Genomic DNA, 12,359 nt, shown 5'->3' with positions numbered 1-12,359 from the left:
TGAGCTCCTTTTTTATACCCGCAGCCAACACCGTTAAAGCGCTAATTTACCGCATTAATAGTTCTAATAACGGGTGACCAATTGCTACCGTCGCGCCACCAAGAAGCAATAAAATACCCATTAAACCCAACCAAATCAAAGCCATAGTCGACGTAGACATGGGCGAATGAAGTTGAGTTAAGAGGGCTTGTAAACGCGCCTGCGTATTTCCATTGTGATCACCCTCCTGGCACGTGGTTAAGGGCAATAAACTAGGGTTGTCTTTCACGTTTGCCGTATTTAACGCATACAAATCACTGCGTAATTCCATGGCGTTTTGCAGGTGACGTAAGAGTAAACGACGAACGTTGGAAGGCCAGGCAACCGCTAGCCAACGCACAATTAACCGCCTCAGGTTGTCGAGGTTTTGCACGTGACTCAATTCGTGTAACAACACTAACCTTAGCTCAAGGGCGGTGAGCTTATTCACCAACCCTGAAGAAACAAATACTTGAGGGCGTAACAGCCCTGCACACCAAGCTGAGGGAATATCGCTCGTTACCACGCGATAGTGCGCTTTGCTCACCGACTCTGACATTAAATTAAGTGCATCACTAAACCGGCGATTGGTAATAAGCTGGCGCAGCGCGACGCCCACAGCAACTGAAGCTACCAATAAGGCAACCAACAGAAGCGCAACGCTAAATCCACTCGACACAGGTAAATACAAATCGTGGGGGCCACAATAACCAGCGTGGCAATGATCATCCACCAGCCAGTGACTGACTGTGGGTATGCGATACGCCCACAGTGCACAGCTCGCACACACCACAGGAAACCACGCCAAAGCCATGAGTAAACGAATTTGATTAGCTGGCGCAATGGAGCTTATACGGCCGAGCACTAATGGCATGGTAAGAGCGATACCCCAAGACACACCCATTACCAAAATCAACCAGCTAAAAACCTCAGCCAATATGCCTGACAGCCCCATTTATTGGCTCTTTTTATTCAATACAGCACGCAGCTCTTCTGGTACATGATCATCAGGTAAGGCCTCGATATAAGACATAAAGCCACTGATCATAATTGCCGATTCTCCGTTCCCGAGCTGTTCGGCAATATCCTTCATTAAACGACTAATGATAGTGCGTTGAGACACAGCGGCAGCGTAATGATAGCTGCGCCCCTGTTTGCATCGGGTCACTAAATTCTTACGAAACAAACGTTCGAGGGTGCTTTGCATGGTACTCAATGACAATTGATCGGTAGAAAACAGATCAGCGATGTCTTGTGCGGTCATCTCTCCTCGTTCCCAGAGAAGTTTTAGCACCTCAATTTCACGTGCACCCAAGGCAGGCAACGCATCTTTTCGACGCCCGCCACCTAGCCATTGCGTTAATCCTCGATACACACTTTTCACGAATACCGACCTCTTATCGGTTTTTCACAGTCATTCAATAATACGGCTATGCACCATATCAGATATTGCTCAATTAACGTAGATAAACTGAGAGATTATTGTGAAACGACCCCTAATTAGCTTGTTGATAGTGGCATCAACGCCCTCTTGGGCAGAAGAAATAAAAGACGTTGATATAGAAAAAATCGAAGTATCAGGCCGGAATATTAGCCTGTTAGGGCAAGCGACTTCAGCATCTGAAGGGATTGTAAGCCAACAAGATATTGAGTTGCGCCCCATTTTGCGAACAGGCGAAATGCTTGAATTTGTGCCTGGTATGGTGGTTACCCAACACAGTGGAACCGGCAAAGCGAACCAATACTTCCTGCGCGGCTTTAACCTAGACCATGGTACCGACTTCGCGACTTTCGTTGATGGTATGCCAGTAAATATGCGTACCCATGGTCATGGCCAAGGTTATACCGACCTTAACTTTATTATTCCCGAAGCGGTACAGAGCCTGAGTTATCAAAAAGGCGTGTACTACGCCAACGTGGGAGATTTCAGTGGTGCTGGTAGCGCTCACTTTCAAACCATGACAACCACGAGCGAAGGACAATTGGCACTGACCCTAGGTGAAGATAACTACCTGCGAGTCGTTGCGCTAGACAGCTTTTCGGTAGGCAAAGACAGTCTGTTTGTTGCCGGCGAGAGAAATACCTACGACGGACCTTGGTCAGACATCAGTGAAGATTTAGATAAAACCAACGTGATGGCAAAATACGCCCATCAGTTTGATACCGGCAAGCTCTCTGTCACTCTAATGGGCTATGACAACAGTTGGAACAGCGCAGACCAAATCCCCGCCCGCGCAGTCAGCGCTGGTGTTATTGATGAGCTTGGCTCAATCGACCCCACCGTGGGTGGAGAATCTGAGCGCTACAGTATCAGCCTCGGCTGGCAATCAGAACAGCTCACGGCCTCCGCCTATGTAATTCACTATGCCATGAACTTGTGGTCTAACTTTACCTATTTTCTTGACGACCCCGTTAACGGCGACCAATTTGAGCAAGTTGATGACCGCATGATCTATGGTGGTGAACTCGCTTACCACTTCGAGCATACCCTTTTAGGTAAACCCTCGGTCACGACAATGGGCGCGCAGTTACGCGTTGACGACATCGATGAAGTTGGCTTGTACCACACGACAGAACGACGCCGGTTAGGCGCCATTCGCAGCGACCAAGTGACAGAGTCGAGCATAGGCGCGTACATACAAACAGAAACATTTTTGACCCAAGCCCTTCGTACTGTGGTCGGCATTCGCAGTGACTATTTCGACTTTGATGTACAAGACCGTGTTGGCGTAAACGCCAATGGCGTTGATCTATCATCCAACAGCGGCACCAACGATGACACACTGACATCACTGAAAGCCAGTATCGTATATGCCCTATCGCCTGAATGGGAAACCTATGTGTCGTTCGGACAAGGCTTGCACTCTAATGACGCGCGAGGCACTACAATACACATAGACCCTATCAGTGGCGATGATGTTGATCTCGTTGACCCGCTCGTTCGCTCAGAAGGCATAGAGGCAGGTATTCGTGGCTTTCTTACCGAAAAACTCAACACCTCATTGTCGTTGTGGCAACTCAAGTTAGACAGCGAACTCGTATTTGTGGGCGACGCGGGCAACACAGAAGCCAGTCGACGCTCTCAACGTCGCGGGGCCGAAGTGGTGATGTATTATCAATTCTCACCATCGTGGATGATGGACTTTGAGTATGCGTACACCGATGCCGAGTTTACCGACAATGCCGAAGAAGGCAGTGAAATACCCGGTGCAATTAAGCACGTGTTACAAGCTGGACTATCGGCCAATCTTGACAATGGTCTGTTTGGTAGCGTGCGCCTTCGCTATTTCGGCAAGCGCACTCTGATTGAAGATAACTCAGTGACCTCCGACAGCAGCACTATTATGAATTTACGTGCAGGCTACCAAATGGAAGACTGGGTATTTCAGCTCGACATCCTCAACCTTACCGACAGCGACGCCCATGATATCGACTATTACTATGGCTCACGCCTTGCGACAGATGCGAGCAGCGACGGAGAAGATGACCTGCATTATCACGTAATAGAACCGCGTACTCTGCGCGCTTCGGTTTCTTACCACTTCTAATCAGCATGGGGCTGCGCTCGTCGCAGCCTTGCGTTTTATATCCAATCGGTGCCTTGGGTGACATTCTGATCTTGAACAAGCAACAAATATAAATGATAATTATTATCAAATAATGTTTAGCTTTTACTTCCCGATCAACAAGGACATTCATGCGACACTCTGTCATTTCACTAGCGATAGCCGCGAGCTTTAGTGCTGTATTTTCTGCTCAAGCCCAAACAACCGACGACATAGAAAAAATCGAGGTTACTGGTCGCGCTCAACAATTTTATCTCGACAGCAGCACGCGTGTTGGCACCAAAACAGACGCTGACATTATGGAGATCCCCTTGTCAGTTCAGGTTCTCACGCATCAGTTAATTGCTGACCAAGCGGCGCGTGATATTACCGACCTTTACCGCTCCATCGCTGGTGTGAGTGAATTTAGCTACTCTGGTGTGACATTTCGAGGATTCCGCGACGACGCCAACGTGTTCTACGATGGTGTAAGAGGCGACCCTTTCTCAGGTTTTAGCGTGCCACAGCTTTTTAACGTTGAACGCGTTGAGGTACTAAAAGGCCCCGCAGCGGCATTATACGGTGGCGGTGAGCCTGGTGGCATGATCAACTATGTGAGTCGCCAACCCAGTTTCACTGAGCACAAAAATGTCACCGTTACCGGCGGCAACTTCTCTCTTGCGGGGGCATCAGCCGAGTTCACAGGAGGTCTCACTGATACTATAGCCTATCGATTCGGCGGTTTTTATGAAGCCCAAGACAGTTTTCGCCGCAACGCCGACTCTGAGAATATCGAACTCGCTGGTGGCGCCCTATTCGTTCTGGGTGACAATACCGAACTTACCACCACTTATGATTATATTGTGCAGAACTTGGGCGGCAATCGTTTGCGTGGCGTACCCGTAGATGACAAGGGTAACTTTATTGTTGGTCGTAGCTATAACGCCAACGAAAAAGGCGATTATCAAGATTTGGAAGCCCTTGTATTACAAGCCAACCTCGAACACGTATTTAGCGACAGCTTCAATTTTAACGGCACATTGCGCTATTTAGACAATGAGCGTAAGCAAGCCTATCACGAGTCTCGCAGTTGGGTAGACGTGAATGGTGATGGTGTGGCCAACATTGACGATCAAACCATTCGCCGTGAGTACCGTAAGCAATATCGTGCCAATGAAGAGCTAAGCCTTACGTTAGATTTTGTTTATGACTTCGATACCGCAGGCCTTAGTCATCAATTACTATTTGGTGGCGACTGGCACCATGTGACTACCGACTACGACTACTACCGCGCTCGTTATGAAGCTGACGGTGTCGCTAACTTAAATATTTTCACGCTGAATTACGGTGAAACCGACCCCAGTACCTATAACCTCACCAACATGAATCGCGATGGATTAAAACGCGAGCGAGCCAGCTTTTATCTACAAGATAAGATCGCCTTTTCCCCTGAATGGGCGTTGATGGTTGGCGCACGCTTTGACCATTTTGATGAAAAAAGCATGGACACCGACACCCAGTATTCCGACAGCGATGTGACTCCTAGAGCAGGACTAATTTACACCCCCACTGCTGAGACTACTGTTTATTTAAATTACTCTGAAAGCTTTAATCCGGTAGACCCTTCTGATTATGAAGACGCCGGCGCTGCCCCGCTATCACCAGAAACCGGTGAGCAAGTGGAGTTGGGGCTGAAACAGTCTTGGTTGAACGGCAGCATTATGACTACCTTCGCCCTTTATCAAATTGATAAAGAAAACCTTGTGATTGCCAACCCTGACTACAGTGAAGGTGAAAACGACGACGTTGAGCCGGCCCTCATCAACTTTGGTTTAGTAGAAAGTAACGGTGCTGAGTTTACCTTGGTGGGCGATGTAACAGATAATATCAGTATTACAGCGAACTACGCCTATAACGACACTATCGTTGAGAGCGGCAGTACCAGCAACACCTACAATGGTAGCCGTTTTGCCAACTCACCGCGTCATCAGGCAGGGTTCTGGGCCCGCTACAACATTGCGTCTATCGACTCGTCTTTTGCTATGGGCGTTGACTATGTAAGTGAGCAAATCAGTTTGAACGGTCAACGAGTGAAGCCATTCACGGTATTTGATGCCAGCTGGACAACCCAATGGGATAAGGTGTTGTTAAGCGTGAACGTGAAAAACTTGTTCGACAAAGTATATGCAGTAAGTGGATTTAGCGAACGCAATGGCCACTTCCCAGGCGAGCCGCGCGAAGTGGTTGTTCAGGTTAGCTACGATTTCTAAATTCACATCTTTGTTGCACTTAGGTATGCTGGCCGGCCCTCATTTAGTCCGGTCAGCCTATGAATAAGCAACAGTGGTATCAATGGCATAGCTATGCAGGCTTTCCTGTTGCTGTGCTGTTGTGCTTTATTATGCTTACCGGTACCTTGGCGGTTCTGTCGCATGAAATTGACTGGCTTGCGAACCCTGCAATGCGGGCGTCAGCGCCTCAACAACCTATGCAATGGCCCAAGTACTATCGAGCTGCCCTCACTGCAGCCGACGGCAAACCTATCTATCAAATGTCTGTGCCACTGCATCACGGTTTTGCCGCAGAAACTCTGGTGTATGATGAAAACAACCAGCGGTTACGACTATTCTTCAACCCCAACACCTACTCTCCCACTGGTGAAGGTGTGTGGTTTAACTGGCAAACGGCACTCAGGCGCATTCATCGCCACCTTATGATGCCACTCAACATTGGCTTAACGCTGGTTTCCGCGACCGCGTTTCTACTCTGTTTTTCTTTAATTTCAGGATTGATACTCCACCCGCATTGGTGGCAAGGACTGTGGCGACTACCGAGACGAAACAACCCGCGGGTATTCTGGGGTGATTTACATCGCATCACTGGGCTGTGGAGTACTTGGTTATTACTTATCATCGCGATCACAGGCATATGGTACTTTGTGGAAAAGTACGGGTTAGGCGCGTCTTATCCCGCCAATGGAAAAGTGGCCAGTGCCATTGCACAACAACAAGCAGTACGCGTAAACCCCAATACCTTTGACAAGGTTATTGAGCAAGTAGCCGTGCTGCGGCCACGCCTTAATATTCAGTCGATTTATTTTCCGGTCAAACCGGGGCAACCCATCCGTATTGATGGGCAGGAAGATGAAGTACTGGTACGAGACAGGGCCAACAATCTGATCTTTGATCCTGTTACCGGCAAATTGTTGTCTCAGCGCGTGGGGGACGAACTCTCACTACACGTTCGTATTTCTGAAGCAGCAGACCCTCTTCACTTTGGCACATGGGGAGGATATTGGAGCAAAGCCCTCTATTTTATATTTGGCCTCATCCTCACTAGCTTGTCGATTACCGGCACAATTATTTATGCCCATCGTGTGAGTAAATGGCGACGTGATCAAAACCCCGTAATGACCCGCGTATTGGGTGTAGGCATCAGGCAAATGAAAGTGGGTGCAGTGCTCTCTGCTGTGCTCATTGGTATTTGTACAATACTGACCACTGCTGCATTGTGGTAACGCTTAGCGCTACGTGGCCCATTAGTTTTTCTGACGATACGCTTTTAAAGCGCGATCCAGAAGGGCAATTTTTTTGTCAATATCAGGCCGTTTTTTACTGAAAGCCACATAGATATTACTCACGTGGTTCTGCCGCCCTTTTCTAATTTTGTACGCATCTAGTCGCATTTCACCTAATGTGTAGTCGGCCACATCATCAAACATGATTGCCATGTCGACCTTCCGCTCTATGAGCAATCGAATAATTTGTTTTTGACTCGACACTCTCACTTCATCAAAACGATGGCGATGGGCTTCGTATTCATCACCATATTCGTACCCAATAATCAGAGCAATGGCCGTGCCGTTTGGAATATCTTTAGGTGAGATATAATCAAACGTTTCAGTAGGTGGATAAAAATATGAGGCAGCGGCCTGCAACAAAGGCTCTTGCCCAAAAACAAAGGTGTTGGTGGTACTCGGCTGACGAGTAACATTAAAAGCCCCATCAACAACGCCGTCTGCCGTGAGTTTTAACGCTCTGGCGTAGGGCACAACAAAAAACTCAAGTTTAATACCAGAAGGCGCCAAAGCCTGTTCGATGATCGTTCGGGATATGCCTGTACCATCTTTTTTGGCATAAGGCGGCCAGCTGTCTTCTACCGCAAGTGTCAACGACATCGGGCTTTCAGAAGCAAACACACTAACAGGCCCCAACAAGCTGATAACAACAAACGCTATTTTTAATAAAAGTGCAAACCTATGACATTTCATAATTTTGTGCATGAATAACTCTCACTCTTCAGTGTCAACGTCAAAGTGCTCACAGTTGAGTGCTGATAATATAACAGCCGTGTCTGTGAGACTGAATTGACTCATCGACTCCAGTAAGGCATCGAGACTTTTAGTAGAACCCAGCGAGACCTCTATCACAAACGCGTATTCACCGGTGACGTTATAAGCACTCACTATACATTTTTGTTGCTGAATATCCTTATGTTTATGCGCAAAATACCGTGTCTTCTAAAGTTTCAGCGGGCTATTTCCGGATAGGGATTGGCGCGCCAACAGAACTTATCCGGCTTGGACTAGCTAGAATGAGTGATTACGTTTCAACACATTACGATACACCAGTGAGGTAAACATGCTAAAGGTTTGCGTTTAGGAAGCTATCAAGTTCTTTGAAGAAAAGATGGCGATTCCGCTGAATTGACAGATAGTGGTCACCGGCTTCAAGCTCTACGTAACGGTAGTTTTTACCTTCATCTTCTAATTCTTCTGCCATGATGCGGCTTTGCTCAACATGGACGATACGGTCTTCGTCTCCGTGCACAAGCAAAATGGGAATTTTAACCTGTTTCGCATAAGACGCAGGTGAGCGTCTTTCGAGATCATCGTCATCATCACCAATTTGATTTTTAACAAATTTAGAATTCAAAAAATAACGACTGCGTGACACTAATTGTTCTAGATCACTGACACCGGCAAAACTCACCGCGCACTTAAACAAATCTGGCGTTTTAACCGCAGCCATCAGCGCTGCGTAGCCACCATAGCTAGCACCAACAATGCAAACATGCTCTGGGTCTATCAGCCCTTCTTTGATGCCCCATAAGGTAGAATCAGTGATGTCATCCTGCATTGCCTCGCCCCAACCTTTCATTTGCGCCTGACTAAAACTGTAGCCATATCCGCTTGAGCCACGAAAATTAGGACGAATTACCGCATAGCCACGAGACACAAAATACGCAGTCCAGTAATCAAAACCACTATAATTTCTGGCGCCCGGACCACCATGAGGATGCACTATTGTGGGGTAAGGTGCCTTGCCAAATTTTGGCAAGGTTATGTACTCTTCAATCTCTAGACCATCTCGCGTCGTGTATTTTCGCAACTCATGGCCGTTGAACATATCTGGAGGGATGGCCGAGTACTGATCAAACAACTTCATCAGCGAACCGTCATCACGATCACCGATATAAAACTTGCCCGGTGTTTTATCGTTCTCGGTATAAAAGATATAGCGCTTCTCATCAGCACTAAAGCTCACCAGAATATTGTGTTTATCTTCAAAAATCTTGTCTAGTGACGTTTGCAAGCGCTTGTACCGCTCATCCCAATAGTAACGGCCTCCGGGCGCATTAACGTGTCTAATACCAATAGCGTCACGGGTGACTGGAGAGTATATAAGCGCCCCATCCACGTCATAATCAGGGTCGGCATATACCAGATTATGTTCCTTGGTTTTAAGGTTCAGCGTGAAAAGCGCTTTATGATCATTCACATATTTTTTGTAGTACAGAAGATTTGGGTCTGCGCCAAATCCCACCGCGAAAGTCGGTGAATCTGTCATTGCGTTGTATTCGAAAATAAGCTCGTATTCGTCGTCAGGACTGCGGTGATATATTTTGCGGTCTCCATTATCATAATTCAGTGCACTGCCGATGCGGATTTCTCCGTTTTGGTCTGTTAACCAATCGCGAATTCCTCGCTTACCCCGTTCAATGCGCTCCACTTTCCGCGTTTTCACATTAACTTTAAACACCGATGGCTGATTAGGACTGGAAATATCAATGGCCATCAAAATATGTTCCGGGTCATCGGGTAGCCAATCAATAACTTCGTCTTGGAACTGCGGCGTATGTGACTGGTCCCCGTATCGACGAAGCGCTCGCCAATCGATCAAATCTTTGGGCTGTTTTCCTTGGTCGTTATAGGCCATAACGAAGCTTCGCGTTTGATAGAATCGTTGGTGGCGGTACTTTGACTCATATCGCGCGCTGATGACCAAATCTTCATCATTGGCCCAATGAAACCAGTTAATTTTAACTTTCTCGTTGTCTCCCCGAAGCAGGAAATACGTATTACCGGTTTCCAAATCTAGCGTCATCAATACCGTGAGACCTTGATTTGCCAAGTTAGTCTCATACGCAATGCGTTTTCCATTGGGCGATAGATGAGGTGAGTCATACTCAGGCAAACTGCTAAAAGCCTCGACTGGAACCAGTTCACCCGCTGAAGGGGCTGATTCAGAATCCGCAGCGAGTGCAGAAAATGACAAGATACAACCTGCTAGCAAGCACTGCCAAAGCAGGGCAATTCCCTTTTTCATATTAGGCAATCCATTATTACGGGTTAATTAACCCGATGAGTATTTTTGTAGAAGCGGTATATAACCAGATTCCCTTTTCTATCGCAAGGCCTTATCAATTGGGGAATTGAGATGGTGCTAATATCAAGTAAGGCAGTGCGACTAAAAGCCGAATCGCCTACCTTTAACATACCGAATATTATAGGTGTTTCGATGTGACTTAACTGTTTATCAATGACACATGCTGATTAAGGCCGTTCTCGCACTAGACTTTAGGGAAATGGGATGGAGCGTGTGCCTTGTTTCTTGAGTCAGTTTGATATCATTGCTCCCGATTCGTTAGTTGAAATGCCCATCGAAGATAGAGTCAAACTAATGGGGAAGCGAACGTTATCTGGTGTAGAGAAGTGCAACACTCGCGGTCTTATTCTGTCTCCTAACACTCTAGAGACTAAACGTATTAAAATGCTTGAGCGCTACAAAGATATTTTCTTGAACAGTTGACAGTGTTGCCAGATGGCGCAAGCAACACTGTACTGTAGACGTGTTGAGTAATGTGTATCAGCAATTTTGTAATACTGTGAAGATAGCGTTTTGCGCAGATTCTCTAAATTCACGACCAATTCTTGGTGTGTATGACGGGTGGGGGGCTGATATTACAGTTGTTTTAAAATCGTCTTTTTGCAGTCTACCTACTGAAAACTTGAACGTTACTTTACCTCTCACTTCGTGATGCTGTATGTCTGTTAAGTTTGAAGAGTGTAGTAGCCAATTCTTTGATGATGGGCTATTAAAGCTTTTGGGAACAAGAACAACCTTTGGCTTGAAGTACTCGATTATCTGATTGTTCAGCTCGTAGGAAAACTGAATAGCTCTCTCTAAAAGCGCTTTATCGTATTTAGCCAACTGAGAAGTGAAGCTTTTAAAATCCTTACTTCCCCACAGCACTATGTTAGCCATGAGCGTTTTGTGTTCACCAAACCGCTTATTGAATATCTCTGAGTAGAATTGCCACTTGTTGTTTGGCTTGTTAATAGGATCCCACAATGGGACATTCGCACCTTCGCTATTTTTGTACGCTTCGCTGAAATTGTCGTTCATGGCTTGTTGCACAAAACCCTCGTAGTGAGAAGGGGAGGAAGGAGACAAAATAGCGTCGAGAGATTCAGGAACATTAGGATTTGAGCCTAACCAAATTACATCAACTGATTCGGCATTGAGCTTACTTAATACTTTTGCTGTCTCGATTTCCCCGAAGATAGAGCCTCTAAACGGTATCGAATAAGAGCCTGTACCTCTCTTGAGCGCTTTATTTTCTTGGTTTTCTACAAAGTCAGAAATACTATTGTTTATTACTTCAAATATATTCAACGTCATGTCCCTATGATTTGCTTGCGTATTCTTTACTGAGCGACATTTTAACTTTTTCGTAAGCTTTTTGTGAACTAAATATACGGTAATGCTTGTCTAGCTTCCAAGTGCATTGACTCGGTATTAGATTAAATTTATCACATACCAAGGTTTGAAGCTCAACGCTCTGTACCACTTTTCTGTCTGCATATATTTTAAAGAACTTTGAGTTTCCAGAGTAGATTACTCTACCCCTGCTGACTTCTTGATATTCAACAGCAATGAGCTCAGGAAAACACGGAAGGTATATTCTATGCTCTTCCCACTCTACTAAATGGCTAAAGTCACTGTCATAGAGTGAAAGGCTATCAGGCTCTGCACTATTCAAAGGCATTGCTTTAGCAAGTACAGTCGACTTGTAGACCCAAAAAATACCAATATAAGGCAGCTTAGCTTTCATCTTGTATATCTCCAACATGTTGACGTCACCCAACTATCTTGGCAGAGATTTACAACCCTTTAATTATTCAACATTTGCTTCTGAAGTGAGCGCGATTCGTTTGCATGACATATCGTAGTCAAAAGAGGAAAGCTAACTTCTAATAACAATATCAAAGACCCCAAACTTACTTTGTGCGAATTCTCTGAAGATTTTATGCACATATACAATTACCGAAACTTTAAACTTACTCACAGTAAAATGAAGTTAGACTGTTAAAGTAAAGAATCCACCTTCTAAAGAAGGTGGCAGACTGTTGAAAAAGCCCTAGACGAAAGTCTGGGGCTTTGATCTAATAGGCATAGTGAAATTCGGAGTGTTCACCATGCTAACCCCAAAATCCCCACAACAATACGAGTT

Annotated in this window: 11 protein-coding genes; 4 read left to right on the top strand and 7 right to left on the bottom strand. The window is 46.0% G+C overall.

From position 1 onward, the window contains the following. Positions 1-46: 46 nt before the first annotated feature. Both ACXAH6_RS12715 and ACXAH6_RS12710 read right to left on the bottom strand, forming a co-directional pair. Complete coding sequence (locus ACXAH6_RS12715; protein ID WP_474877356.1) at positions 47-973, bottom strand: M56 family metallopeptidase; 927 nt, start codon at positions 971-973, stop codon at positions 47-49. Then, a complete protein-coding gene (locus ACXAH6_RS12710) occupies positions 974-1,402 on the bottom strand; it encodes a BlaI/MecI/CopY family transcriptional regulator (RefSeq protein ID WP_474877354.1) in 429 nt (142 codons plus the stop codon). It abuts the gene before it with no gap. Positions 1,403-1,502: 100 nt separating this feature from the next. Between ACXAH6_RS12710 and ACXAH6_RS12705 the strand changes: the two genes are divergently transcribed. The 3 genes from ACXAH6_RS12705 (at position 1,503) to ACXAH6_RS12695 (ending at position 7,080) form a co-directional block, all read left to right on the top strand. Next, positions 1,503-3,566: a TonB-dependent receptor gene (locus tag ACXAH6_RS12705; RefSeq protein WP_474877353.1), complete on the top strand. Its 2,064-nt coding sequence runs from the start codon at positions 1,503-1,505 to the stop codon at positions 3,564-3,566. 149 nt (positions 3,567-3,715) lie between these two features. Further along, complete coding sequence (locus ACXAH6_RS12700; RefSeq protein ID WP_474877352.1) at positions 3,716-5,833, top strand: TonB-dependent siderophore receptor; 2,118 nt, start codon at positions 3,716-3,718, stop codon at positions 5,831-5,833. A gap of 59 nt (positions 5,834-5,892) precedes the next feature. Further along, positions 5,893-7,080, top strand: coding sequence for a PepSY-associated TM helix domain-containing protein (locus ACXAH6_RS12695; RefSeq protein ID WP_474877350.1), 1,188 nt, complete (start codon positions 5,893-5,895; stop codon positions 7,078-7,080). A gap of 21 nt (positions 7,081-7,101) precedes the next feature. On the opposite strand, the gene ACXAH6_RS12690 is transcribed toward ACXAH6_RS12695, so the two are convergent. From ACXAH6_RS12690 to ACXAH6_RS12680, 3 genes are all read right to left on the bottom strand, one after another. Continuing rightward, positions 7,102-7,845 carry a substrate-binding periplasmic protein gene (locus ACXAH6_RS12690; protein WP_474877349.1) on the bottom strand — a complete coding sequence of 248 codons (744 nt, stop codon included), beginning with the start codon at positions 7,843-7,845 and terminating at the stop codon, positions 7,102-7,104. Positions 7,846-7,854: 9 nt separating this feature from the next. Then, the gene (locus ACXAH6_RS12685; RefSeq protein WP_474877504.1) at positions 7,855-8,049 is read right to left on the bottom strand and encodes an Lrp/AsnC ligand binding domain-containing protein; all 195 of its coding nucleotides are present in this window, start codon (positions 8,047-8,049) and stop codon (positions 7,855-7,857) included. 157 nt (positions 8,050-8,206) lie between these two features. Further along, complete coding sequence (locus ACXAH6_RS12680) at positions 8,207-10,171, bottom strand: alpha/beta hydrolase family protein (RefSeq protein WP_474877347.1); 1,965 nt, start codon at positions 10,169-10,171, stop codon at positions 8,207-8,209. A gap of 264 nt (positions 10,172-10,435) precedes the next feature. On the opposite strand from ACXAH6_RS12680, the gene ACXAH6_RS12675 reads away from it, so the two are divergent. Beyond that, positions 10,436-10,654 carry a hypothetical protein gene (locus tag ACXAH6_RS12675; protein ID WP_474877345.1) on the top strand — a complete coding sequence of 73 codons (219 nt, stop codon included), beginning with the start codon at positions 10,436-10,438 and terminating at the stop codon, positions 10,652-10,654. 57 nt (positions 10,655-10,711) lie between these two features. Here ACXAH6_RS12675 and ACXAH6_RS12670 read toward each other — a convergent pair whose 3' ends face one another. Both ACXAH6_RS12670 and ACXAH6_RS12665 read right to left on the bottom strand, forming a co-directional pair. Further along, positions 10,712-11,527 carry a hypothetical protein gene (locus ACXAH6_RS12670; protein WP_474877344.1) on the bottom strand — a complete coding sequence of 272 codons (816 nt, stop codon included), beginning with the start codon at positions 11,525-11,527 and terminating at the stop codon, positions 10,712-10,714. Between the two features lie 4 nt (positions 11,528-11,531). Next, positions 11,532-11,960, bottom strand: a complete 429-nt coding sequence (locus tag ACXAH6_RS12665; protein ID WP_474877342.1) for a hypothetical protein — start codon at positions 11,958-11,960, stop codon at positions 11,532-11,534. Positions 11,961-12,359 lie beyond the last annotated feature (399 nt).

This window comes from Alteromonas sp. ABE4_545 (genome assembly GCF_056161325.1).
The sequence above is the reverse complement of the archived record's forward strand: the minus strand, read 5'-3'. Positions and strand labels throughout refer to the sequence as shown.

Coding starts and splice junctions, on each gene's coding strand:
- ACXAH6_RS12715 (WP_474877356.1), bottom strand. CDS start 973: ATGGGGCTGTCAGGCATATTGGCTGAGGTTTTTAGCTGGTTGATTTTG.
- ACXAH6_RS12700 (WP_474877352.1), top strand. CDS start 3,716: ATGCGACACTCTGTCATTTCACTAGCGATAGCCGCGAGCTTTAGTGCT.
- ACXAH6_RS12695 (WP_474877350.1), top strand. CDS start 5,893: ATGAATAAGCAACAGTGGTATCAATGGCATAGCTATGCAGGCTTTCCT.
- ACXAH6_RS12690 (WP_474877349.1), bottom strand. CDS start 7,845: ATGCACAAAATTATGAAATGTCATAGGTTTGCACTTTTATTAAAAATA.
- ACXAH6_RS12680 (WP_474877347.1), bottom strand. CDS start 10,171: ATGAAAAAGGGAATTGCCCTGCTTTGGCAGTGCTTGCTAGCAGGTTGT.
- ACXAH6_RS12675 (WP_474877345.1), top strand. CDS start 10,436: ATGGAGCGTGTGCCTTGTTTCTTGAGTCAGTTTGATATCATTGCTCCC.
- ACXAH6_RS12670 (WP_474877344.1), bottom strand. CDS start 11,527: ATGACGTTGAATATATTTGAAGTAATAAACAATAGTATTTCTGACTTT.
- ACXAH6_RS12665 (WP_474877342.1), bottom strand. CDS start 11,960: ATGAAAGCTAAGCTGCCTTATATTGGTATTTTTTGGGTCTACAAGTCG.